This window comes from Bacillus sp. AY2-1, from assembly GCF_008368965.1.
Taxonomy (GTDB): domain Bacteria; phylum Bacillota; class Bacilli; order Bacillales; family Bacillaceae_G; genus Bacillus_A; species Bacillus_A thuringiensis_S.
On record NZ_QPEL01000145.1, the window covers coordinates 32,246 to 58,064 of the forward strand.

Sequence of the window (25,819 nt, forward strand, 5' to 3'; positions counted from 1 at the left end):
AACATACAGAATGACAAATAAAATTTGTAAGTTACACAGACTAGAACGAAGAGAAGTCTTTATGAAGATTATTGATGAAATGAAAAAGGCTGGATGGCAGCAATTAAATGCTGATGCGCCATCAAAAGATAAAATTTACGTCATGTACTCAAGCGGTAACGACGGTATGAAGAACCATTCTATAGAATTACGCCCATTCGATTACGTCACTGCAAGTAGCCAAGATATTATAGCAGGTAACTATCCCCATTTTGATATAAGGAATTCTGCTAATTCTGTTACTGATGCAAGCTTTAGATTAATTGAACGATATGATAAAGAGAAGGATGTTACTTTTGGAGGACCTGGTTCGTTCTATCCATTATGTTTTCATCAAGGGAAAACAACTAACTCCACTAATGTTACTTCTATTGGTAAAGTGATTGTTATGGTGGACCTATATTTATACGTTGATAAAGACATTGTTATCTATTGTGTTTATGAAAACGATGATAATCTTCCAGAACGAAAAGGGAAGACTGTAATAGGATTATTTGGTATTCCAGATGAACAATATCAACAAGAACAATTCACACCTATATCTTCTCCTTTTAGTGTATTGGTGAGCGTTTGTCCAAAATGGGACCCTTATTCAGCACTGGTGGCTGCTAGAAGTAAGCTTATATATGAGGGATTAAAAAATGTTTCTGTTCCTACTTTCATTTGGGATAAGGTATTTTTAAAGGCGCCATCTTTAGAAGGAGATATAATATTTACATCATTTTTTATGGGAGATAACGTAGATGGATTAAGAGCAAAATTTGATGGCCTTTACACATATAGAGGTTCAAATTTTGTAACTGGCGATATCGTTGAAATTTCTCAAGATGGAGAATTGCAGAAATACAAATTATTTAATACCTACTACTCAAGTGTATGGAGTTCATTTCCGGAGTACAACATTGCATTAAGAGTAGAATAAGGCTGGTGATTTTATGACAATAAAAGGAATGATAATTCAACCGAAAACACTGTATACAACCGTACAACGCAAACCCCAAATACACCAAGGTTCAAAATTAGAAATCAGTAACATGTATATTACAGGAGTTAGAGAAACTGCTATACGAAAAGGGGTTATGTTTGATTTCTCCCGAAACGAAAGTAAAACTACTGAAAAAGCAGTAATGAAACCACCACGTACTGAACCACTAGAATACGCGTGGAAGAAAATGAACATATAACTTTATCGAAATTGAGCGTGCAGCAGCAGGCTTTTTTATTTTGGTCAAAATTTGAAAGGAGGTGAGAACTTGGAAAGAATTCACGAACTCATCAAGGCATTGAATATAAGCGATGTTGTTACAAGTACTCAATTTAAAGTAGGTGGTGCTATCGGTGGTGGATTAGGAACAATAATTAATTTGTTATACGGTAAAGCGAACTTAATTTGGATCTCGATTTACTGCTGGATTATCATGCTCGACTGGATTACCGGTAGTAAAGCTTCAAAGCTAGACGGAACATACTCATCACAATATGGAATTGAGGGCATCACGAGAACCGTGGTGCTTTTATCATTACCAGCCCTTGCACATTTATTTGATATTGCTCTAAAACTACCTGATTTCTTTTTCTTCATGGTAGTCGGTGGATTGAGTTACCACATTTTTAATAGTTTCGCAGCAAACTGTGCACGAATTGGCTGGGAAAAATGGATTCCTGCATGGTTATTAGAAAGTGTAGCATCCGAAATTCAAGCGAAGATCCAAAGAAGTGATGCACGAAAAGAAAAACATAATACCAAATAAAAAATACACGCCTTACATAAGGAGAGCATTGTCAAAAGACGGTGCTCTTTTTGTTTGGAAAAAAGGGGAAAATACACAATGAAAAAACCAATTAAACTATTTAGCTCATTATTTATGACTCTATTACTCTTATTCTCGTTTGCTACGGCTTCATTTGCCGATAGAGTACTAATTATCCAAGACTTACCGAAACAAGCATATCGCTACGGTGTAGGCGCTTATGAGGGCGTTGTAGCACATAGTACTGCAACACCAGAAGCACCAGCGATTAACATTCGAAATTATGAAGCTAGAACATGGAGAAATGCATTTGTACATTATGCTGTAGATTGGAACGAAACAGTCCAAATTGCCGATACAAAATATGTTGCTTATGGCGCTGGACCAGCTGCAAATAAAAGATTTGTTCACGTAGAACTTTCTGAAACTAGCAACCCAGATAAATTTAAATCTTCTTACGAGCGTTATGTAAAACTATTAGCTAAGATTTTAAAAGATAGAGGGATTCATCCAAGCAAAGGTTTATGGACACATAAAGATATTACTTACAAATTAGGTGGAACTGACCACGAAGATCCGATTGATTACCTTCGCAGTCATGGTGTATCAGAATCACAATTCAGAGCGGACGTACAAAAGGCGTATGAAGGCTCAACAGTTACAGTTAAACCAAAACCACAAGAACCATCTCAAAACGTTGTAGGTGAAACAGGAGTAGCTTATATTGATGGATTTAACGTAAACCTAAGAAGTGGACCATCAACAAATTATGGTGTTATCCGTCAATTAAATAAGGGAGAAGCATATCAAGTATGGGGAAAACAAGGTGATTGGTTAAATCTTGGCGGTAACCAATGGATTTATAACAACCCATCTTACATTAAATATCAAGGGGAACAAACTACTACTTCAAGTTCTGTAGTAGGAAAACGTGTTGTTTCTAAAGTGGACGACCTTCGTTTCTATGACTCTGCTTCTTGGTCTGATAAAGATGTAGCAGGAACAGTAGATGAAGGGCTTGGATTTACGATTGATGCTAAAGTATCTGTTAATGGTTCACCACAATACAAAGTACACAACAGTAAGGGCACAACATACTATATAACTACAAATGAAGCCTATGTGTATGTGAAGTGAAAAAAGGGCCTACTCTATCATGAGTAGGCCCTTTTTTTGTATTTATTTTAAACGAATTAATTTAACCACCTGTGTGACCGTGCGAGTATTGTACAACTTCTTCAGAGGATACTTGTGTTTCTTTTGGTGTGTTTGCATTTCCTAAGATTAAGGTAAAAGCAGTTAATATTCCTAACGAATAAAGAATTGTTTTTTTCATTTTAGTGCCCCCTTAAATGATTTTTTTCGCTCATTATAGAACATAAATAAAAATACTCACTTGACTTCACATGATCATTTTCACGATAGAATTTTAGTGCTAATTTTTCATTATATTCCTTTACATACTCATGTATATTTTCTCGTTCAAAATATACATTACCTGCTAATACAATTTTTTCTAATTCTTCCGCACATACATCTTTTGCTATTGCTTGTGAAATTTTAAAGTGGTGTTCATATTCTTCATTTTTTAAATCTGTACTTATTTTCAAGCCTTTCTCAAACAACTCTAATGCTTTTTCTTTGTCTCCGATTTTTTCATATTCACATGCTGCAATCAATATAGCCTTATAATCATTTGGTAATTCTTTAATGACTTCTGAAAGTTGACGAATAGCTAAGTCTGATAGCTTTTGGTTTGCGTACATAAAACCCAAATTGTGACGCACATATAAGATAGCCTGTTCTTCTTTTTTCTTTTGGAATATATTCATTGCAGACATAAAAAATTCCTCAGCTGTTTCAAACTCTTTTAAATGTGTACAGATAAGACCAGATACGTTATTGCAATATCCTATATTTAGTTCGTATCCGTTATATTTAGAGAAGATTTCTTCCGCTTTGGACACTTGTTGAAATGCAGGTATATATTGCTGATGGTGACAGTTAAATGTAGCAAGTTTGAAATAAAACTCAGCATGCTCTAACTGATCTGGTATTTCCCTTAATTTTATTTCAGCCTTATCATAGTAAATTTTAGCTAAGTTGTAGTTTCCGATTATCGTCGAATGCATCGCCTTAAAAAAGTAATAGTAGTATATAAGAGAATCATCTGTTGGAATATTAAAAGATTCGATTTTGTAGAAACTATCTTTTCCAATACTTAAACTATCAACTAAGTATTGATGACGAAAATCTAATAGAGAGTAGTATAAAAGTAAATTTTGATCTTCTTCCATATTTTTTATTTTTTTATCAATTTCAGTTTTTAATAGATGTGCATTTCTTAAGCGTCTAGCGCGAATTTCAATGTACCATTCATGCAGCATTTGCATGATTTGTTCATTTGTTTGTGCCTGAACCTCCATACAACAACCTCCTCTTAGAGTAAAAATGTTTATTATTTCCATTTATTTTAACACGCCTTTAGATATATAAATTTTTTAAAACTTGATATAATGTATACAGAATATTCAGTTTTTATTATTGGTATTAAAAAAAACTCTTCAAGTCATGAAAGAGCTCTTTTTTTAACTATATTTAAGAATACAGGTTACTTAACTATTTTTTGCTATTCTGTAGAAAAAAATAACTAACAATGTAATTCCCATTCCTAAAATCATTGATATCAATATTACTAAATCATGTAATACATAGAATGTTAATAAACTCCATAATCCTAAAGTTAAAAAAATTAAGGTTAAAAACAAATTTGGTTTAATGTATTTAAATTTTTTCACATACAGCAGTAATAGCATTATAGGAATAGTATAGATAACAAACATGAGAATGTCTTTTTGATCATCTAGATTCCTAATATCAAATCCCATTACAATGATTACCACTAAAGCAATCAACATAAACGCTATTTCTTTTATTTTTTTCACATTAAACACTATTTTTTTGCAAAAATTCCAAATTTTATACACAAATATATAAAGACATAGTATACTTGGATATATTAACCATATATGGAGGGATTTTATTAAAAGAATTATTGGGATTTTGTTCAGTTTAGTTTTATTGAGGAGTACTCTGGAATTTTAGCGAAAAAACTTTATCAAGAAGGGAATCATGAGAAAGCTAGCCAATATTTTAATATATCTTATGATGCTAAAGAATTACTTCAGAAGGGAAGTGCGTTAAAATGAAAAAATTACTAATGGGATTTTTTAGTTTTGCTGCTGTTTTAACTATTGGAAGTTTTACAGAATCTTTTACATCACAAGCTGATCATGGTAGACCACCTGCACCGGCATACGAATACGGCGATACTTATATTGATCATGGTGAGCATATCTAAAACCAAAAGAGGACGTGATATATACGTCCTCTTTTGGTTTTATTTTAATTACGACCAAAGTATATTTGAAATAATATAAGGGATAATGTTTTAGTATATCAATCCCATCAACAATAATGTCTGGGTGTGGCTTGCTATCAAGAAACTGTCCAAGTGCCAACAGGAAAAAGTGTTAGTTTCTCATATAAATCTCATAATTGAGAATTGGTTTAAATAACCGGTGCAACAACAGCAAAATGGGATTCATATATTTGCACACATTTTGCTCACATTTTGTTCACGTACTATATAAAAAAATATGAAAATCTATAAAAATAATTATTTCGATAAAATTTGTTCTGGATATTAAAAAGTGCCAAAACCCTTGTGGTATAAGGGTTTTGGCACTTTTGTGTTTTTTATATTTTATCAAATAAACAATCCTAAAATTGTTCATTCTTCTCCCAAGATTCAACGATATAATGTGCAATCGTCGGATTGAAGCCTTTACCAACTAAAAACATAATCGCAGCAACTTCTGTTAATGCGTGTTCATGTGATGTATGTTTTGCTTCATTTAAACCGTAATCTACCCATGGTTTTACGAAATCTAGTACGGGTTTCTTGAAAGGTAAAAACTGTGTACCGACAACTTGTTGAATTTGTTGTTGTGTTGGTTCAGTAATTGGTCCAGGTGGCAATATTTGTGGTTGTGTAATGTCTAGTGTTGGTCCAGGCGGTAAAATTTGTGGTTGAGTTGGATCTATTGTTGGTGGTTTAGGTGGTGAGACACGTGCGTCGTAGTTTGGTTGATACATTTGTTGTTGGTATTGCGGTTGTTGTGGTTGAGTTGTGTATGGGTTTTGTGGTGCTGCATATGGATTTTGTTGATATTGTTGTTCTTGGTTTTGTGGTGCTACATATGGATTTTGAGGATATTGTTGTTCTTGGTTTTGTGGTGCTGCATATGGATTTTGAGGATATTCATAATTTGGACGTGCGTCATATGGATTTTGTTGAAATTCAGTTTCTTGGTTTTGCGTTGTTGCATATGGGTTTTCGTCATATTGTGGTTCTTGCTGTTGTAACTCTTGTTCTTCGTATTGTTCTGTGTATCTCTGTTCTTGTTGTTGAGGATACAATGGTTGCCTTGGATAAGGCGGTTGATTATTATAGAACATGTTTATTCCTCCTTCATGATGATGCCTACCACCTAGTGTATGGGCAGACAAGAAAATATGTGATGAAAAAATGCGGGCGTGTTACAATAAGTAACTGGGTGAAGATAAAATGACAAAACAAGAAAAAATCCAAAAAACAATTACTTTTGTAAAACATATTTTAGAAAAAGATGCGAGTGGGCATGATTGGTATCATATTGAGCGTGTACATAAACTGGCGATTTCTTTATCTGAGCAAGAAGGTGGAAATCGTTTTATAATTGAAATGGCAGCATTACTTCACGATGTGGCAGATGAAAAGCTAAATGAAAGTGAAGCAGCAGGAATGAAAAAAGTTTCTGATTGGTTAGAAGAGTTACGTGTTGAAGAAGAGGAAAGTAAACATATTCTTCATATCATCGCCAATATGTCTTATAAAGGTGGCCATGGCGGCACAGTAGAGTCACTTGAAGGGAAAATTGTTCAAGATGCGGATCGTTTAGATGCTCTTGGTGCAATTGGAATTGCTCGTACATTTGCATATGGCGGGGCAAAAGGGAGATTAATGTATGACCCAACTATTCCGCCGCGTGAAGAAATGACGAAAGAAGAGTATAGAAAAAATAATGATCCATCTTTAAATCATTTTTATGAAAAACTTTTGAAATTAAAAGATTTAATGAATACGAATGCAGCAAAACAAGAGGCTGAAATTCGTCATCGTTACATGGAACAGTTTATTGAACAATTTATGAAAGAGTGGAATGCACAAATATGAAAATGTTAACTGTGGAGAACTTATCAAAATCATATGGAGAAAAGCCGTTATTTGATGGATTATCATGTAGTATTACAGAAGGACAACGTGTCGGAATTATTGGTGTAAACGGAACTGGTAAATCGACATTATTAAAAATTATTGCAGGATTAGAAACTCCTGATACAGGTGATATGACGCATTCACGTGGGTATACAATTAGTTATTTATCACAGCAACCAGATTTTGATGAAAAACTAACAGTATTAGAGCAAGTGTTCCATGGTGATACACCTTTAATTCGTCTTCTTCGTGATTATGAAAAAGCGCTATTAAATATTGAAAAAGATCCAAGTAATGAAAAAGTACAGGAACAATTATTTGCAGTGCAGCAACGTATGGATGCAATGAGTGCATGGGAAGCAAATGCAAATGCGAAATCTCTTCTAACGAAATTAGGAATTACAGATTTCACTGCAATTGTTGGAAATTTATCTGGTGGACAGAAAAAACGTATCGCAATGGCACAATGTTTTATTGAAACACCTGATTTATTAATTTTAGACGAGCCTACGAACCATCTTGACCATGAGACAGTTGAATGGTTAGAAGAATATTTAGCAAGATATACAGGTGCGGTATTACTTGTAACCCATGATCGTTATTTCTTAGATCGTGTGACGAACCGTATTTTTGAATTAGATAATGGTAAATTATATAGCTACGAAGGAAACTATAGTACATTTTTAGAAGCGAAAGCACTTCGCGAAGAGCAAGAATTGGCACAAGAATCCAAACGCCAAAATTTATATCGTCGTGAACTTGCTTGGATTCGTCGTGGTGCAAAAGCCCGTTCTACGAAACAAAAGGCGCGTATTCAGCGTTTTGATGAGCTAAAGGAACAAGAAGGACCAGCTGCAAAACAGTCAGTTGATATTGCACTAAGTGGAAGTCGTCTAGGAAAGAAAGTACTTGAGTTAAAAGATGTAACGAAAAAATTTGGCGATAAGACGGTATTACATAATTTTAATCATATTGTGAAACCAGGTGATCGTATTGGAATTATTGGGGCGAACGGAAGCGGGAAATCTTCTCTATTAAATATGCTTGCAGGTAAGTTATCTCCTGATAGTGGTGAAGTTGAAGTAGGACAAACTGTAAAAGTTGCTTATTATACGCAAGAAAATGAAGAGATGAATTTAAATCAGCGTATGATTGAATACATTAAAGAGATTGCAGAAGTTATTCATACAACAGATGGAAAAGTAATTGGTGCATCTCAAATGTTAGAACGTTTCTTATTCCCGACTCATTCACATGGTACACCGCTTGGTAAACTATCTGGTGGTGAAAGAAGACGTTTATATTTATTACGTATTTTAATGGGAGAACCAAACGTACTTTTACTTGATGAACCTACGAACGATCTAGATACACAAACATTAACAGTACTAGAAGATTATTTAGAAGATTTCCCAGGTGTCGTTTTAACTGTATCGCATGACCGTTACTTCTTAGATAAGGTAGTAGATGAACTGTTCATCTTTACTGGCGGAGGCGAAGTGCGTGAGTTCCTAGGTAGTTATACAGATTATTTAGAAATGGAAAAAACGAGAGAACTTATGGAGAAAGCGGAAGTTCAAAAAGAGAAAAAAGTAGTAGAAGAAGCTCCAAAACAACAACGTAAACGTAAACTTTCATACAATGAGCAGCGTGAATGGGAAACGATTGAAGATACAATTGCCGAACTTGAAGAGAAAATTGAGTCAATTGGGGAAGAACTTGCGAAAGTTGGATCTGACTTCACAAAGGCACAAGAATTATCTGAAGCACAGCAGAAAACAGAAGAAGAGCTAGAAAAAAAGATGGAAAGATGGAGTGAACTATCAGACATCGTTGAAGGATTAAAATAAAAACAAGCTGCATATATTGAAAAGTAAAGAGAAAAACTTTACACTATTGGTAGAACCTATTTTAGGAGGGAAAAAATGAGAACATCTAATCCAATGTTGAAAAAAGAGGCATTCCGTAAAGAGGGAGCAAGCGCTTCTGCGATGACGATTGGCGGAACAGTAGGCAAAACGTTCATTATGCTTATCTTGCTACTTGCAACGTCTGTCTATTCATACATACAAATGATGCAGGGGACGATGAAGATGCCAGTATTAATTGGTGCTTTAATCGTTGCGGCAATCATCGCATTTGCGTCTATGTTCTTCCCGCGTATTTCACCTTTTGGTGCACCAATCTATGCAGCGGTAGAAGGGGTTGTGTTAGGAAGTATTTCAGCAGTTTATACAATGAAATTTGGCGATTCTATCGTTTTAAATGCTGTATTACTAACAATCTCAATTCTATTTGCAATGTTAGTGTTATATGCAACACGCGTAGTAAAAGTAACGGATAAATTCCGTACAGGCGTTATGGCAGCAACACTTGGAATTATGGTTATGTATTTAGTCGTATTCCTACTAAATATGTTTGGTGTAACTGTTCCATACATTCACCAAGGTGGTACAATCGGTATTATTATTAGTGCAGTTGTTATCGTAGTTGCTGCATTAAACTTATTACTAGATTTCGATTTAATCGAAAATGGTGTACGTAGTCAAGCTCCGAAATATATGGAGTGGTATACTGCGATGGGACTAATGCTTACATTAGTATGGTTATACTTAGAAATTCTTCGTTTCGTTTCTTACTTTACGAAAAATGACTAATAAAAAAATCCTGCATGAAAAATGCAGGATTTTTTTATTTTTAAAGATAAATTGATTTTATGGTATAATATGGATATTGGTAACTTGAGTTAAGGGGGGATGGAATATGATGAAAGAGAAGAAAGTGATTATGAAAAAGCTATTTTCTAAAAGTTTTTTCATAGAACTAGATGATGCTTTAACGTATCCATCATCAAAAGTCATTACTTCAGCAATAGAGAGATATGCGGCTGAATGCAATGAAAGACTAAAATTTGAGAGTAAAGTTAAACCGATTACTTTCTACTTAGAAAATGTAATGTACCGTGCTGAAATAAAGATGGCTCGCGGAGGATATTACATATCTTGTACTGAAGTGTAATAAATTTTGAAACTATACATGTTTGAACTATGTATGGTTTCTTTTTTTGTTTTGTAAGGTCCAAAATAATACTTTCTACTTACGGATATATCATTTTGTGCTTTTTACCATTCAAACATTTCTCCTTACAATGAAGAAAAACATGTGAGGTGGTATAACTTATGATGAATCGAGTTGTATTAATCGGTAGATTGACAAAGGAGCCAGAATTATACTACACAAAACAAGGCGTCGCTTATGCACGAATATGTGTTGCGGTGAATAGAGGATTTCGAAATAGTTTAGGTGAACAACAAGTCGATTTTATTAATTGTGTCGTTTGGCGCAAATCGGCTGAGAATGTAGCTGAATATTGTAAGAAGGGATCGCTCGTTGGGATTACAGGGCGTATTCAGACTAGTAATTACGATGATGAACAAGGCAAGAGAATATATAGAACTGAAGTTGTGATTGAGAGTATTACCTTTTTGGAGAGAAGGCGGGAGGGGGCATCGTAATAAAAGGTGATTTTAAGTAATAGCTTCGGAAAAAATTGTGGAAAGTATTTTAATAAACTTAAAGAGGGGATACCGCCAGCTTTTTTGAAAAAACAAGTAAAGAGTATACAAAATTTTAGAACGTTTTTTGGCTAATCCAGTAACAAACGAGAATCGTAAAACCCATCACAGGATAGGAATGTATAAAAAGATGAATCGAGTGATAGAAAATAAAAAAAGGGATTCCTTCTGAGCGTAAGGAATCCTCCTTTTTGTTGCTACCGATAATGAGACGTTATGTTAACTTTACATGAATATGTTATACAATAGATAAAAAAGAGATGGGGAGAACAATGAGTATAAACTATCCATTTAAACCAAAATCAAATCGTTATTTAGTACCAGGACAATTTTGGACTATTCCTTTAGATAACAGTAAATTTGCATGTGGTAGAGTAATTGAAACAGATCCAAATAGTAGAAGGGGATTTTTAGCAGGTTTGATGGACTGGATCGGAGATAGCCCACCTATGGCTGAAAATTTAAAAGGTTGTAAAACGTTAATACAAATAGATGTTCATATTAAAACCATTCATGAAACAGCATTGGATGGTTTTATAAGTGGCTATCGTTCATTAGAATTAGATGGAATTGAAACAGAGTATTTCACTTCACAAATGGTTCATGATGAGAATTGTATGTTAATGAAAGGATATTCAGTACTTAGACAGGCGACCAAAGAAGAAGCAGATACGTATGATCAGTTCGGTTACGCAGGTTACATGATGATTAAATGTTACGCAGAAGATTTATTAGCAAATAAATAACTTCCAATAACGAAAAATATGTAAATAAGCTATCCATATGGATAGCTTATTTACATATTTTTTTGTTTAGCGTGTTTTTTTCAAAAATAATGGCGATGCCTCAAGAAATGGATAAAAAATAAAAATCATCGGAAACGAAAGCTTTTAAAATCCCGTTCCTAATTTAAAATGTAAAAAGAATGAAATAGTATGGTAGCGGGAAGAAAGTAGTAAAATTAAGCATCCGAGTAGGAGTATAGAGTGATAACATGTTACAATACAGCTAAGAACATGCAATAAAGGAGAGTTTTTTACGTGAAGATTAAAGCAATTGAACCGACGCCAAGTCCAAATACAATGAAAGTTATTTTGAATGAAGTATTACCATCAGGAGCGCGTAATAATTATACTAATGAAAATAAAGAACAAGCACCAATGCAAGTGCAAGAAATTTTGAAAATTGAAGGCATTAAAGGTGTGTATCATGTAGCCGACTTTTTAGCAGTGGAGCGAAATGCGAAGTATGACTGGAAAGTTTTATTACAACAAGTTCGTGCTGTTTTCGGCGAAGAAGTATTGGAAGAAAGTGAAGAACAACAACTTGCTCATTTTGGAGAAGTGAAAGTGTTTGTTCAAATGTTCTTTACAATTCCAATGCAAGTAAAGTTAACAGATGGAACGACGGAAGAACGTGTTGGTTTACCAGATCGTTTTAAAGAATCAATTATGAAAGTGCAAATGTCTGCACCAAACGTTGTAAAAGAGCGTAAATGGGTAGAACAAAGTACACGTTACGGTAATTTTGAAGAAATCGGGAAAGAAGTAGTGGAAGAGATTGTTGCTGCTTATTCAGAAGAACGTGTAAATGAAACGGTTAAAGAATTATTAAATCAAGCAGGTGCTGTTGAAGTAACGATTCAAAAGCGTGAGCCATATAAAGTAACAGAAGAGATGATGAAAGATTCTGACTGGAAAAACCGTTTTGCAGCATTAGAACAAATGGATCCTACTGAAGAAGATATTCCAGTGTTGAAGATGGCGTTAGATGATGAAAAAGTTTCAATACGCCGCTTAGCAACAGCGTATTTAGGTATGGTAAAAGGTGATGAAGTATTACCGTTATTATATAAAGCGTTGTTAGATCGCTCTGTAAGTGTTCGCCGTACTGCAGGAGATTGTTTATCAGATGTAGGTGATCCGGCAGCGATGTTCGTTATGATTAAATCTCTGAAAGATCCAAGCAAATTAGTACGCTGGCGTGCAGCGATGTTCTTATTTGAACTTGGAGATGAAAGTGCGATTCCAGCATTAAAAGCAGCGCAAGATGATCCAGAGTTTGAAGTAGCGATGCAAGCACGTCTAGCATTAGAGCGTATTGAAGGCGGAGAAGAAGCAAAAGGTTCTGTATGGAAACAAATGACGGAGTCACGTAAAGGGGAATAATGTATGATTGTTTTCTATGATAGTTGGTGTCCGATGTGTACGGCCGTTGCAGAACGTACGAAAAAATTAGATAAAAAGGGTAAGATGAAATTTGTTTCATTTCGAAATGAAGATGTAGTTGAGAAGTATGAGCTTTCTCAAGAACTACAAAGTAAGATGGAACAAAGACTGTATATTTTTAAAAATAATAAGTGGTATGACGGTATTCAGAGCATAGATGTATTAGCAAAGGCCGTTCCATCTTATTGGTTTGCAGTTCCTTTTATAAAGCTATCTATCGTACTTGGTTTTGGAAGTAAAGTATACGATTATATCGCTAATAATAGAAAACTTGTTCCAGTGGGACATTGCCGCGGTGGGGTTTGTGAAATCCCTACAAAAAAATGAAATCATCGTTATCTTTCTTTTGCACCTATTAATAGAGCGTGATATGATGAATTTGGAATGAAAGTTGAAGGAGAGATTACAAGATGTCAAATGCTTATGAAGAATACATGCGCCAAATGGTAATCCCAATGCGCCAAGAGTTAGTGCGTTCTGGGTTTGAAGAGTTAACTACAGAAGAAGCTGTAACAGAATTTATGGAAAATACATCAGGTACAACTTTAGTAGTTGTAAACTCTGTTTGTGGTTGTGCAGCTGGTTTAGCACGTCCATCAGCAGGTCAAGCGGTTGTTCGTGCTGAAAAACAACCTGATCATCTTGTAACTGTATTCGCAGGTCAAGATAAAGATGCTACCGCAAAAATGCGTGAATACTTCGGAGAAATCCCTCCATCTTCACCATCTATGGCATTATTAAATGGAAAAGAAGTTGTTCACTTCATTCACCGTCATGAAATTGAAGGTGCAACTATGGACGAAATTATTACGAACTTAGAGCAAGCTTTCGAAAAGAATTGCTAAAGAAGGGGGAGAGTAAATCTCCCTCTTTTCTTTATATAGAGGTGAAAGAATGATAGTAACAACAGCAGGAAGAACAAATAAAGAAATGACAGCATATGCAAAGGAGGTAGCAGAAGAATTAAATCGTTCTTTTATTTTACGTAATGATATACCAGTGCATAAATTACATGAGCAGTATGAACAAGATGTACTTGTCGTAGGAAAGAACCGATTAGCTATTTATCCGAAAGGTACGGAAGAATCATTTTTCTTTCATCCGAACTCAGCGATGTTTCGTGTGAAAAGGTTAATGCGTGGAGAGCACGATCCGTTTGTACAAGCTGCTAAATTAGAGAGCGGAATGACAGTGTTAGATTGTACGCTCGGTATGGCATCAGATAGTATTGTAGCTAGTTATGTTGTTGGTGAAAGTGGAACAGTAACAGGACTTGAAGGCAATGAATATATGGCTTATATCATGAAAAATGGTTTGAAAACATGGTCTTCATCTGTTTCTGAAATCGATGAAGCAATGCAAAGAATCCTAGTAAAGCAAACGGAGCATTTTTCATTTTTAGCGCAATGTGAAGACGATAGTTACGATGTCGTTTACCTTGATCCTATGTTTGAAGAAACTGTCATAGAATCTGACGGAATTAAAGGATTAAAACACTTCGCTTTGTATCATGATATTACTGATGAAACAATTGCGGAGGCGAAGCGAGTGGCGAGAAAGCGTGTCGTATTAAAAGATCATTTCCGTAGTTCTAGATTTGAAAAACACAATTTTCACGTATACAAAAGAAAAAGTGCTAAGTTTCACTTTGGTGTAATTGACCCTTGCTAATTGTTTGAAAAGATGTATAATAAGCAATAATTAATTAAATATACTGTCTGTGATGAAGAGAGTAGTCTTTTTTAGAAGGAAAGCGAGCTGGGGATGGTGTGAGCCTAGTACGGAAGAAAAAGATGAAGCGCACTTCGGAGATGCTTCTTGAACGAATAGTAGAGAAAGCCGAGGCCCCCTGTCCTCGTTATAAACGGGAAAGTGGTTCGTAACGAACAACAAGGGTGGTACCACGGGTTAAAACTCGTCTCTTTTTTAGAGACGAGTTTTTTGTGTTTTAAAAAATAAGGAGGTTAAATCATGGATTATAAAATGCAGTTTGCGGAAAGTTTATCTAATATTTTCACGAATGAACTAACGCAAAAACAAATTTTAGATTTAATTGAAACACCGAAACAAGATGAATTTGGAGATGCAGCGTTCCCATGCTTTTCATTAGCAAAGAAATACAAAAAAGCACCAGCTATTATCGCAAAGGAAGTTGCTGAGAAATTAAATAATCCGTTTTTTACGAAAGTAGAAGCCGTTGGTCCTTATGTAAATGTGTTTTTCAATCGTGAAACTGTAAGTGATGCAGTATTAAAAACGGTTTTAGCGGAAAAAGAAGAGTTCGGTCAAAACCACTTTGGCTGTGAAAAAACAGTAGTAATTGATTATTCCTCTCCTAATATCGCGAAACCTTTTTCGATGGGGCATTTACGTTCTACAATGATAGGAAATTCGCTGAAACATATCGCTGAAAAATGTGGCTATGAAGTTGTAGGAATCAATTATATTGGTGATTGGGGAACGCAGTTTGGAAAATTAATTACCGCATATAAAAAATGGGGAAATGAAGCAGTAGTTAAAGAGGATCCAATACGTGAATTATTTAAGTTATACGTTCAATTCCATGAAGAGGTAAAAGACGACGAAGAACTAGAAGAAGAAGGGCGTGCTTGGTTTAAGAAATTAGAAGAAGGTGATGAAGAAGCTGTTGAGCTTTGGAATTGGTTCCGTCATGAGTCCCTTAAAGAATTTTCTCGCATTTATGAACTTCTCGGTGTTGAATTTACTAATTTTCAAGGAGAAGCATTTTATAATAACTTAATGGAAGATTTTATTGGGATTTTAGAAGAGCATGATTTGCTTGAAGAATCAGAAGGCGCATTAGTCGTTAATTTAGAAGAAGAAGGAATGCCGCCCTGCTTAATTAGAAAATCAGATGGTGCGACGATTTATGCAACGCGTGACTTAACAGCAGCTTTATATCGTCAAAACACTTATGGGTTTGATAAAGCGCTATATGTTGTTGGTCCAGAACAAAGCTTACATTTCAATCAATTTTTCACTGTATTAAAAAAACTTGGCTATACTTGGGTTGATGGTATGGAACACGTACCGTTTGGCTTCATTTTAAAAGATGGTAAGAAAATGTCGACACGTAAAGGAAGAGTTATTTTACTCGAAGAAGTACTTGAGGAAGCAATTGAACTTGCAAAACAAAATATTGAAGAGAAAAACCCAAACTTAAAACAGAAAGAAGAAGTAGCAAAGCAAGTCGGTGTAGGGGCAGTTATTTTCCACGATTTAAAAAATGAGCGTATGCACAATATTGAATTCTCATTAGAAAACATGCTGAAATTTGAAGGAGAAACAGGCCCGTACGTACAGTACACACATGCACGTGCTTGCTCTATTTTAAGAAAAGAAAGTGTAGAATTTGAAACATGTACGTTTGCTTTAAAAGATGATCATAGCTGGAGTGTCGTAAAATTACTTAATAAATTCCCGCAAGTAATTGAAGCAGCTTTCAATAAAAATGAGCCATCAATCATTTCGAAATATGTATTAGATGTAGCACAATCATTCAATAAATATTACGGTAATGTTCGTATATTAGAAGAGAGCGAAGAAAAAGACAGCAGACTCGCATTGGTTTATGCTGTGACGGTTGTACTAAAAGAAGGATTACGTTTACTTGGGGTGGAGGCACCTGAGGAGATGTAGCATAAAAGGTGTATGTATCATTACAGATATGTATGCCTTTTTATTTGGTATAGGAGCCATGTAAGTAGTAATCTCACTTTATTAAACTAATTTCTGGGGGAATTAAAATGTAGGAATGTTTTTGTTAAATGGAGAATTGTAAGGGGTGTATATAAAAGGAGGCGTTAGACGTTGGAAACATACGATTGGAACAGTAAACTAGCGTATTTAAAAAACACGAGAGATTTATATTACAATAGCGATTATGTAAGTTTTCTAGTGAATTCAGTTTGGAAGATTTCTGATCCAGTACATGTTGTTGATTATGGCTGTGGATATGGTTATTTAGGGTTAGTTTTGTTGCCGTTACTTCCAGGTGGATCAACATATACAGGCATTGATAACGGAGAAGCATTAATAGCTGAAGCGAGAGAGTTGTTTCGTTCCCTCCCGTATGAATCAGAATTTATTGAGGAAGATGCTACAGAAATTGAACTGAACGATAAATACGATATAGCAATCTGTCATGCTTTCTTATTACATATGAGTTCGCCAAAAACGATGCTACAAAAAATGATACATTCAATTAAAAAGGGCGGAAAAATAATCTGTTTTGAACCACATTGGATATCAAATATGTCTTCATACTCTTTAGATGGGGAGAAACAATCGGAATTTATTCAGCTAGGTGTTTTGCAGAAATTATTTGAAAGTGATACGCAAAGAAATGGTAAAGATGGCAATATAGGCATGAAAATACCGATATATTTAAGTGAATTAGGTGTGAAAAATATTGAATGTAGAGTAAGCGATAAAGTGAACTTTTTAGATTCAAATATGCATCACAATGATAAAAACGATTTGTATCAATCATTAAAAGAAGAGGGGATTGCAGGTGATCCGGGTGATAAGCAACAATTTGTAGAACGTTTAATAGCCAGAGGATTAACATATGATAATGCGCTAGCTCAATATGAAGCTGAACTACGATTTTTTAAAATATTTCATGTGTATTCTTCTTTTGTATACGCTCCCAATATGAAAATTACATTTGGTGACATAGTTTGTTAAAAGGTATGATGTATAAGGATTGTCGTTTAATGTCGATAAGTCGATATTCGACATATAATCGCTGATAAATGTTAAGAATCGGTCGATATAATTTGAAAATCGCCGATAAAATGAAAGAATCGCTGATATATTTGAATTATCGCCGATATAATTTTATGTACTGATTTCAGCTTCTACAAGATAAAAAACCGCATGTTACGTTATTCCGTATAATTAAACAAAATACAGAGAAAAACAATCATTTTTACTATATTTTGTTATAAATTTGAATAATATTAATTAATACCATCCATTATAAGAGATTTTAGTTGAATACATACTATATGGTGTGTAAAATCTAAGCAAGTAGCAGTATAAATATAAATTCGAGGTGAATGCATGCTAGATTTTAAGCAGTTAGAAGCGTGTTTGAAAGATAAGAGATTTGTAGACGGATTACAGGAAATAAATAATGAAATTGCATATATAAAAGAAACGAATACTTTATCCTATGTGAAGAATTGGCTTGCCAATATTCCTTCGCATAAGGAGTTTGATATATTAATTCGCCTTACTGATGAAGGGCTTATGCACCAATACAGTTCATTTCTCATTCGCTACGCTTATAAAAAATTCCCAAATATGAGAACGCTCTCTTTATATTGTGATGAGTTAATTGATGAGCGAAAAATTCTTGAAGCAGAGCAGTTGTTAAAATCTTCTTTAGAAGAGTTAGGTAAAGAAGAAATAGATGCAGATTTTTTAGCGAAAACATATTTTACGTTAGTACGATGTCTTTTAGAAATGAAACGAAACGAAGAAGCGCTAATGTATATGAAAAAAGCAGAGGAGTACAGTACACGTGCAGTCTTTGATAAATGGGGCTACGTTTATATGCATACAGGTGAATGGGAGAAAGCGGAAGAACAATTTATTGCTGGCATACAGCATGAAGATTGTGAAGAGTTATCTACCTATTTATTATCACAATTGTATGCGAATAAAGGGGAACAAAAACGTGCAATACAGTTAATTGATGATGCGATTGTAAAGTTTCCACAAGTACCATATTTTCATTTTGAGAAGGTAAAGTATTTATTAGATTTAGAGCAATATGAAGAAATGTTAGCGGTAATAGATAACATAAATACTCAGCTGCCATATCATGCCTATAATACTTACTTTGTACATTTACGTGCAGAAGCGTTGTACAAAATGAATAAGTTTGCAGATTTACAAAAGCTATTAAGAGAAGAAAAGAGTTTAAAAGAATCTTTATATCATAATTTAGAAAAAAATCCGGATGGAAAAAAGGTTCACTTGCCGATAGTTCCTATTGTACAAAAGGATAATTATTGTGTTCCGACAAGTTTAGAGATGATGTTGCGTATATGGGGAGAGAAACGTACACAAGATGAAATAGCAGAGTTTATTTTTGATATGACAGGTTCGAAGTTTTCAGATACTGTTTCTTATTTAGAAGAATTAGGTTATGAATATCGTTATTTTAAAGGGAATGAAGAGAATTATAAGAGACTGATTGACGAAGGAATTCCTGTTTTATTAAGTATAGATATTGAGCATGCTTCACACGTACAAGTTCTATCTGGATATGATGATACATTGCAAGCTTTCTATGTTCAAGATCCAAACTTTATAGAACCAGTTCTTGTGGAATATAGTAAATTACAAGAAAAATATCGTTATACAGGCTGTTTAGCAATCACGTTTGTTCCGAAAGAAAAGAAGGAGCAACTAGCGTTTCTAAGTGAAGAAGAAAATCGTTATTTTAAATCTATTTTTTCTCTTACGGATCATTTAGATGAACATGACAAAGAGGGAATTAGTAACTTAGTACAATTTTTAAAAGAAACGAGTGATAATCCAAATACGTGGTTATATACGATAAAGCACTTAGATGTTGAAGTAGATAAAGAATTTATTTTATATTGTATCGATAAGTTAATGGAAAAGTTTCCGAACTCGGACTTTGTTAAATTGCATGGTGCACAGTGTTTTATTCGTCTTCAGGAAGTAGACAAAGCCGAGCAAATGCTGACAAGCGTTGAGAAGAAAAATAATCGTGCATTATATCATTTGATAAATGGAAGATATGCTTTTGAGCAGGAAAGTTATATAGAAGCAATTTCAAGCTTTCGTTCATCGTTACAATTAGACGCAGATCAGCCTATTGCTTGGAGTTTTCTCGCTTTATCCTATATGTATATTGATCAATCTGAAAAAGCATTGCAATACTCTCAAGTTGCGTTAGAGCGTAGTCCTGAAAGGTTTACTTTAACGAATCACGGTATAATATTAATAGATTTAGAAAGATATGAAGAAGCATATGAAATCTTTAATGACTTGTTAAAAGAATATAAATATGAAGCACATGTATGGTATGAACGAGCGAGATGTGCACATCAACTAGGAAAATTATATTTAGCAATAAAAGGGCTTAAAGTAGCGATTCATTTGGATAGTAATGCACCTTACATTTATACAAAACTTTCGGAAATATACGAATCTGATTTGAAGGATGAGGAAAGTACGAAAGAAATTTTATTAAACGGTATTGAGAATTGTGATGATAAAGCATCTCTTTACGTAAAATTAGGTGACTATCATTTTCAAAATGATAGCTTGGAAGAAGCAGAAGTATTGTATAAGCGTGCTTTAGAAGAAAATGATGAGGATGTTTATTCTCACTTCGGACTTACACAAGTTTATATGGCAAGAGAACAATACAAGGAAGCAAAAGAATATATTCTTGGTCTTGAGAAGCAAATTGAAAAGAGCCAAGATTTCCTCATGAATGCAGGAATGGTTTTATGGGATGCTGAAATTGAACTTGGTGGAAATGAAGAAGGGTTTAAAGTAGCGCTATCTAAGTTAGAAAATGGTATAAAGAAAAGTGATTATAATGTAGCAAGTGCGTTAGATGAATATGTGAATCGAATTAAAGGAACGGAATTTGTACAACGAGGTATAGCGTTTTTAAGAACGTTACACAAAGAAAGAAATGAAGTAAGTGAGTACGGTTGTTATGCAGGTATTTTATATGAATCTATTGGACAGTACGGCCAAGCGATGAAAAGATATAGTAAGGCGATAGAACAAAAGGAAACGGCATTACCGTATTACCGAATTGGTGAAACACTTATGGCATTAGGACAATTGACGGAAGCAAAACAAGCGTATGAAACATGTTTAGAGCTTGATGGGAATTTCGTAGGTGTACATTTACAGCTTGCGGAAATATACGAAAAAGAAGAAAACCGTTTTAAAGAACAAAGTCATATGGTTCAGGCGATGAAAGAAGAGCCGTTGCATATTAATATGGAATATTTGGCACAGCTTTCAGTAGATATGAATCTTCAGGAAGAATTGTTGACTGAACTAGAACAATTAGCGGAAGAAGTACCTGAAATATGGCGTTTAGATGCGATTGCATATGTGCATGGTGCGATGAATGAAATAGATAAAGAACAAGAACAGATTGAATACGCGCTACAATTAGATGGTGAGCATATAGAAGTTCTATATCATTATGCAAAAGTATTAGTGAAAAAAAGAAATGTAAAAGCAATTGAAGTTGCAATGAAAGTAATACAAAAAGATTTTGATAATGAACGTATATTTGATGTTTATGTAAAAGCAGTAGAGCAACATAAAAAATTGTCTAACATACGAGATTTTCTTCATACGTTAAAGGTGAAAAAAGCAGAAAGAAGTACAGCATTCATGTATGCTGCAGCTGCGGTTACGGAAATATGGATTGAACGCCAGCTGCATGAACAGCCGAAACGATCTATCATTACGAGAGCTTTTTATCGTATGAAAAATCGTGCGAAAGAAATTTCAATGGTTACTATGATAATTGATTTATATGAAATCTCTTTAAAGTTAAATCCGAAAAATAGTATGGCAGCACAGCGATTTGCGCTATTTTATGAGAATGTAGAGATGAATAAAGAAGCGATAGACATTCTGCACACCTCACTAGAAAATAAATGGGATTATGAAGTAGCGAAGCAACTTGTAAATCTTTTCGTTGAGTGCGAGGAAGAAGATATGTTAAGAGATGCTTTGGAATTAACGAAGCAAATGGTTCGAGAACTACCAGATGATTATGATACTCTTCTTCTGCAAGCACAAGTATTCTTTAAAGCAGGGGAAGAAAGAAAAGCAGAAAAGATTACCTTACAATTAACGGAGCAAACACCGTTCGTAAGTAGAGCATTTCTTGCTTTAGGAGAAATATATCAAAGTCAAGAAAGGTTTGAAGAGGCAATTCAAGTATTAGAAAATGCTTCTATACATCATCCAAATGAAACAGTAATTCTTCTTTCTTTAGCGTCTTCATATCATGGTGCCGGCCAAACACTAAAGGCAGAAAAAATAACAAATGAAGTATTAACAATGGATGCAAGTGATTTGTTAGCAAGATATGATCGTGCTTGTTATTTAGCACAGTTAAATAGAAATGAAGAGGCGAAGGAAGAGCTTGAAATTGTCCTTCGTGAGGATGACTCGGGATTCTTTGCTGAACTTATTGAGGATGATGAAAATTTAGCAGCATTGCGAGAATTTGAAAAGTAATTGTATAAGAATAGGGGATAAGGATAAGAATATATTTTGAATTAGTTGACAATTAGTTGTCAAATGGCATAAAATAACTTTTAATAAAGTATACAAATCTGAAGACGAGAAAGAGTAAAATAGTGAACTGTTCTCCAGAGAGCCGGTATATTGCTGAAAGCCGGTGGGCAGAAGTTATTTGAAAATCATCTCCGAGGAGCCGAGGCTGAAAGTGAGTAAGCCCGGACGGATGTCTACCGTTACAAAGAACACGTATGATAGTACGTTGCTAAGCGCTATTAGTGAAAAGCTAATAGAATTAGGGTGGTAACGCGGGTAAACCCGTCCCTACTTCATAGGGGCGGGTTTTTTGTGTGCTTTTAAAACATTCAAAGGAGTGATTGTAGATGAAGAAAGTAGATGTAAAAGAGTCAGCTGTAGGGAGAGAAACACGTATTCGTAAGCAGTGGAACGAACAAAGCATTTTTGAACAATCAATTCAGAATCGAGAAGGCGCGCAATCGTTTGTGTTTTATGAAGGGCCACCAACGGCGAACGGTTTACCACACGTCGGCCATGCACTTGGTCGGGCAATTAAAGATTTAGTAGCAAGATATAAAACGATGGCTGGTTATAAAGTAGTAAGAAAAGCAGGATGGGATACACACGGTTTACCTGTAGAACTAGGCGTTGAGAAGCAACTTGGTATTTCTGGTAAAAATGAGATCGAAGAATATGGCATTGAACCATTTATTCAAAAGTGTAAAGAGAGTGTTTTCACATATGAAAAGCAGTGGCGTGAATTCACTGAAAGTATTGGTTATTGGGTAGATATGGATGATCCATATGTAACTTTAGAGAATCCATATATCGAAAGTGTATGGCATATTTTGGGGACGATCCATGAAAAAGGATTGTTATATAAAGGACATAGAGTTTCACCATACTGCCCAAGCTGCCAAACCTCATTGAGCTCACATGAGGTTGCACAAGGGTATAAAACAGTAAAAGATTTAAGTGCAACTGTGAAGTTTAAAGTGAAAGATAGTGAAAATGAGTATTTCTTAGGTTGGACAACGACACCTTGGACACTTCCAGCAAACGTAGCGCTTGCTGTCCATCCAAATATGGAATACGTTAAAGCAAAACAAGAAGGTCATGTATATATTGTTGCGAAAGAACGTGTACAAGAAGTATTAAAAGAGAATTATGAAGTATTATCTGTTCATAAAGGCGAAGAATTATTAAACACATCTTATGCAGCCCCATTTCCGATGAAAGAAGTTACAAATGGTTACCGCGTTATCGCAGCAGATTTTGTAACAGCAGATAGTGGTACAGGACTTGTTCATATTGCTCCAGCATATGGAGAGGACGATTATAGAGTCGTTCAAAGTGAAGGATTGTCATTCTTGCACGTTGTAGATGAAAAAGGTGAGTATACAGAAGCAGTACCATTTTTGAAAGGAAAATTTGTAAAAGATTGTGACGTGGATATCGTTCGTTATTTAGCGAAGGAAGGTTTACTGTATCATAAAGAAAAATATGAACATAGCTATCCGCATTGCTGGCGTTGTGATTCACCACTACTTTATTATGCAGGAGAAAGTTGGTTAATCCGAACAACTGCAATTAAAGATACATTTTTACAAAATAATGATTCTGTTACTTGGTATCCGGATCATATGAAACATGGACGATTTGGTAAGTTTTTAGAAAATATGGTGGACTGGAATATTAGCCGAAATAGATATTGGGGAACGCCATTAAACGTATGGGAATGTGAAAGTTGTAATCATCAGTTCGCACCGAAAAGCATTGCTGAATTAAGAAAGCATAGTACGAACGAAACACCAGAAGATTTGGAATTGCATAAGCCTTATGTAGATGAAGTGCAAGTCTGCTGCGGGAAATGCGGAGGAACAATGAATCGTACACCAGAAGTAATTGATGTTTGGTTTGATAGTGGTTCTATGCCATTTGCACAATATCATTACCCATTTGAAAATAAAGAGTTATTTGAAGAGCAGTTTCCAGCGGATGTTATTGCAGAAGGAATTGATCAAACACGCGGCTGGTTTTATAGTTTATTAGCAGTCTCAGCACTGTATACAGGAAAAGTACCGTATAAACGAGTGTTATCATTAGGGCATGTCTTAGATGAAGAAGGACAGAAAATGTCTAAAAGTAAAGGGAATGCACTAGACCCAGTTGATTTAGTAGATAAGTTTGGTGCAGATGCGCTAAGATGGGCTTTACTTGTTGATAGTGCCCCGTGGAATGCGAAGCGTTTTTCTGAAAGAACAGTACTGGAAGCGAAATCTAAATTTGTAGATACATTAGTCAATGTGTATAGCTTCTACGTTTTATATGCAAATTTAGATGAGTATAATCCGAAAGAAACGTATAATGTAAAGCTTACGAAATTAGACGAATGGGTATTATCAAGATTGCATAGTACAACGAAAAAAGTGAGAACAGCACTTGATGATTATCAATTTACGAATGCAGCTCGTGAAATTGCAGCACTTGTAGATGAAGTGAGTAACTGGTATGTAAGACGCTCACGTAATCGTTTCTGGGAATCTGGTATGAACGCTGAAAAAGCTGCTGCGTATGAGACACTTCATGAAGTACTTGTAACAATTAGTAAATTAATTGCACCATTCACACCGTTTGTCGCGGAAGATATTCATCTTAATTTAGAAGGAAGCAGCGTTCATTTAGCCGATTATCCAGTTGTAAATGAATTACTACTTCAGCCGAAATTAGAAGCGGAAATGGATGCTGTTTTACAAGTTGTTGAACTTGGAAGAAGTAACCGTAATCAGCATTCTTTAAAAGTAAAACAGCCGCTAGCAGAACTTGTATTACTTGAGCATAACGAGAATGATATGGATTGGGAATCTTATCGTGATATCGTTATGGATGAGTTAAATGTAAAAGCGTTCCATGTTGAACTCGATGAAACAAAATACACATCATATCAATTGAAGCTTAATTTTAAAACAGCGGGGCCGAAGTTCGGTAAAAATGTGAATGCAGTGAATGGTTGGCTAAAACAATTATCACAAGAAGAAGTGCAAAACTTTGTATCAACAGGAAGAGCAGTTTACGAAGCAACACCAGGAGAAGAAGTAGTTGTAACTGCTGAAGATGTGTTAGTTGAGAAAGTTGCAAAATCAGGATTTTCTAATACGACTAACGGACAATACACAGTTATGTTAGATACGAATGTAACGGAAGAATTGTTACAAGAAGGAGTAGCGCGTGAATTCATTCGTGCGGTTCAAGAATATCGTAAACAGTTGAATTTACCAGTTAATTTACGAGTCGATGTTATTCTCGATACAGAAGTAGAGCTACAGCGAACGTTAACGAACCATAAAGATTTATTGGAAGAAAACTTACTCGTTAAACAATTTACATTTGGTCACTTAACGAACGAAGACGATGAACTTTCTTTAGGTGAGACAAAACTTAGAATTAAATTAAGTGCGGCTAATTAAAGAAAAAAGGAAGTTGGAATGATTCCAACTTCCTTTTTTGTATGATTAGAATTTATTTGACTATACATTCGATAGGATTACTAGCAATTTTCTTTTTTCATAGCGTACCGAACACAATACTGTAGAA

Annotated in this window: 23 protein-coding genes, 1 pseudogene and 2 other annotated features; of the genes and pseudogenes, 20 read left to right on the top strand and 4 right to left on the bottom strand. The window is 34.8% G+C overall.

Translation table 11 applies throughout. The features are described from left to right. Positions 1–10 precede the first annotated feature (10 nt). From DN403_RS25785 to DN403_RS25800, 4 genes are all read left to right on the top strand, one after another. A complete protein-coding gene (locus DN403_RS25785) occupies positions 11–961 on the top strand; it encodes a hypothetical protein (protein WP_149185877.1) in 951 nt (316 codons plus the stop codon). A 13-nt stretch (positions 962–974) separates the two neighbouring features. After that, a complete protein-coding gene (locus DN403_RS25790; protein WP_149185878.1) occupies positions 975–1,223 on the top strand; it encodes a hypothetical protein in 249 nt (82 codons plus the stop codon). A gap of 69 nt (positions 1,224–1,292) precedes the next feature. Further along, entirely contained in the window at positions 1,293–1,790 is a 498-nt protein-coding gene (locus tag DN403_RS25795; protein WP_000439589.1) for a phage holin family protein, read from the top strand. Between the two features lie 78 nt (positions 1,791–1,868). Further along, positions 1,869–2,927, top strand: coding sequence for an N-acetylmuramoyl-L-alanine amidase (locus DN403_RS25800; protein WP_149185879.1), 1,059 nt, complete (start codon positions 1,869–1,871; stop codon positions 2,925–2,927). Positions 2,928–2,988: 61 nt separating this feature from the next. Here the strand turns inward: DN403_RS25800 and DN403_RS31370 are convergent, their stop codons facing one another. Further along, entirely contained in the window at positions 2,989–3,126 is a 138-nt protein-coding gene (locus DN403_RS31370) for a hypothetical protein (protein ID WP_170879373.1), read from the bottom strand. A gap of 1 nt (position 3,127) precedes the next feature. Then, the gene (locus DN403_RS25805; protein ID WP_050821811.1) at positions 3,128–4,216 is read right to left on the bottom strand and encodes a response regulator aspartate phosphatase; all 1,089 of its coding nucleotides are present in this window, start codon (positions 4,214–4,216) and stop codon (positions 3,128–3,130) included. 645 nt (positions 4,217–4,861) lie between these two features. On the opposite strand from DN403_RS25805, the pseudogene DN403_RS31960 reads away from it, so the two are divergent. Continuing rightward, positions 4,862–4,999 (top strand): annotated as a pseudogene (locus DN403_RS31960) (aspartate phosphatase); the annotation flags it as partial. Then, positions 4,996–5,151, top strand: a complete 156-nt coding sequence (locus tag DN403_RS31375; RefSeq protein ID WP_170879369.1) for a hypothetical protein — start codon at positions 4,996–4,998, stop codon at positions 5,149–5,151. The pseudogene DN403_RS31960 and the gene DN403_RS31375, both read left to right, overlap by 4 nt. A gap of 277 nt (positions 5,152–5,428) precedes the next feature. On the opposite strand, the gene DN403_RS32400 is transcribed toward DN403_RS31375, so the two are convergent. Together DN403_RS32400 and DN403_RS25820 are read right to left on the bottom strand one after the other, a co-directional pair. Next, complete coding sequence (locus tag DN403_RS32400) at positions 5,429–5,587, bottom strand: hypothetical protein (protein ID WP_141541476.1); 159 nt, start codon at positions 5,585–5,587, stop codon at positions 5,429–5,431. Continuing rightward, positions 5,574–6,311: a hypothetical protein gene (locus DN403_RS25820; RefSeq protein WP_149185880.1), complete on the bottom strand. Its 738-nt coding sequence runs from the start codon at positions 6,309–6,311 to the stop codon at positions 5,574–5,576. Before DN403_RS25820 ends, DN403_RS32400 begins: the two co-directional genes overlap by 14 nt. 109 nt (positions 6,312–6,420) lie before the next feature. On the opposite strand from DN403_RS25820, the gene DN403_RS25825 reads away from it, so the two are divergent. The 14 genes from DN403_RS25825 (at position 6,421) to ileS (ending at position 25,692) form a co-directional block, all read left to right on the top strand. Beyond that, positions 6,421–7,068 carry an HD domain-containing protein gene (locus DN403_RS25825; RefSeq protein ID WP_000165956.1) on the top strand — a complete coding sequence of 216 codons (648 nt, stop codon included), beginning with the start codon at positions 6,421–6,423 and terminating at the stop codon, positions 7,066–7,068. Continuing rightward, positions 7,065–8,960, top strand: coding sequence for an ABC-F family ATP-binding cassette domain-containing protein (locus DN403_RS25830; protein ID WP_000783164.1), 1,896 nt, complete (start codon positions 7,065–7,067; stop codon positions 8,958–8,960). Before DN403_RS25825 ends, DN403_RS25830 begins: the two co-directional genes overlap by 4 nt. A 75-nt stretch (positions 8,961–9,035) precedes the next feature. Beyond that, positions 9,036–9,767: a Bax inhibitor-1/YccA family protein gene (locus DN403_RS25835; RefSeq protein WP_001260655.1), complete on the top strand. Its 732-nt coding sequence runs from the start codon at positions 9,036–9,038 to the stop codon at positions 9,765–9,767. 106 nt (positions 9,768–9,873) lie between these two features. Next, positions 9,874–10,128 (top strand): DUF4318 domain-containing protein, encoded by a 255-nt coding sequence (locus tag DN403_RS25840; protein ID WP_000975158.1) that lies wholly within the window; start codon positions 9,874–9,876, stop codon positions 10,126–10,128. A 161-nt stretch (positions 10,129–10,289) separates the two neighbouring features. Continuing rightward, positions 10,290–10,625 (top strand): single-stranded DNA-binding protein, encoded by a 336-nt coding sequence (locus DN403_RS25845; RefSeq protein ID WP_000982014.1) that lies wholly within the window; start codon positions 10,290–10,292, stop codon positions 10,623–10,625. Between the two features lie 332 nt (positions 10,626–10,957). Beyond that, positions 10,958–11,431, top strand: a complete 474-nt coding sequence (locus DN403_RS25850; protein WP_000026686.1) for an Imm26 family immunity protein — start codon at positions 10,958–10,960, stop codon at positions 11,429–11,431. A gap of 294 nt (positions 11,432–11,725) precedes the next feature. Next, positions 11,726–12,853, top strand: a complete 1,128-nt coding sequence (locus DN403_RS25855) for a conserved virulence factor C family protein (RefSeq protein WP_000692564.1) — start codon at positions 11,726–11,728, stop codon at positions 12,851–12,853. Positions 12,854–12,856: 3 nt separating this feature from the next. Then, positions 12,857–13,240, top strand: coding sequence for a thiol-disulfide oxidoreductase DCC family protein (locus DN403_RS25860; RefSeq protein ID WP_000634884.1), 384 nt, complete (start codon positions 12,857–12,859; stop codon positions 13,238–13,240). Positions 13,241–13,323: 83 nt separating this feature from the next. After that, positions 13,324–13,758, top strand: coding sequence for a BrxA/BrxB family bacilliredoxin (locus DN403_RS25865; protein ID WP_000063708.1), 435 nt, complete (start codon positions 13,324–13,326; stop codon positions 13,756–13,758). A 49-nt stretch (positions 13,759–13,807) separates the two neighbouring features. Then, positions 13,808–14,584: a class I SAM-dependent methyltransferase gene (locus DN403_RS25870; protein WP_000637432.1), complete on the top strand. Its 777-nt coding sequence runs from the start codon at positions 13,808–13,810 to the stop codon at positions 14,582–14,584. A gap of 40 nt (positions 14,585–14,624) precedes the next feature. Next, positions 14,625–14,839: a binding site (T-box leader), on the top strand. A gap of 45 nt (positions 14,840–14,884) precedes the next feature. Continuing rightward, positions 14,885–16,573 carry an arginine--tRNA ligase gene (gene argS / locus DN403_RS25875; protein WP_000384900.1) on the top strand — a complete coding sequence of 563 codons (1,689 nt, stop codon included), beginning with the start codon at positions 14,885–14,887 and terminating at the stop codon, positions 16,571–16,573. A 171-nt stretch (positions 16,574–16,744) separates the two neighbouring features. Continuing rightward, entirely contained in the window at positions 16,745–17,623 is an 879-nt protein-coding gene (locus tag DN403_RS25880; protein ID WP_000451276.1) for a class I SAM-dependent methyltransferase, read from the top strand. A gap of 378 nt (positions 17,624–18,001) precedes the next feature. Next, positions 18,002–22,204, top strand: coding sequence for a bacteriocin-processing peptidase family protein (locus DN403_RS25885; RefSeq protein WP_000883816.1), 4,203 nt, complete (start codon positions 18,002–18,004; stop codon positions 22,202–22,204). 92 nt (positions 22,205–22,296) lie between these two features. Further along, positions 22,297–22,536 (top strand) — a binding site (T-box leader). 54 nt (positions 22,537–22,590) lie between these two features. After that, on the top strand, positions 22,591–25,692 hold the full coding sequence (gene ileS / locus DN403_RS25890; protein WP_000754900.1) for an isoleucine--tRNA ligase: 3,102 nt from the start codon (positions 22,591–22,593) through the stop codon (positions 25,690–25,692). Positions 25,693–25,819: the final 127 nt, after the last annotated feature.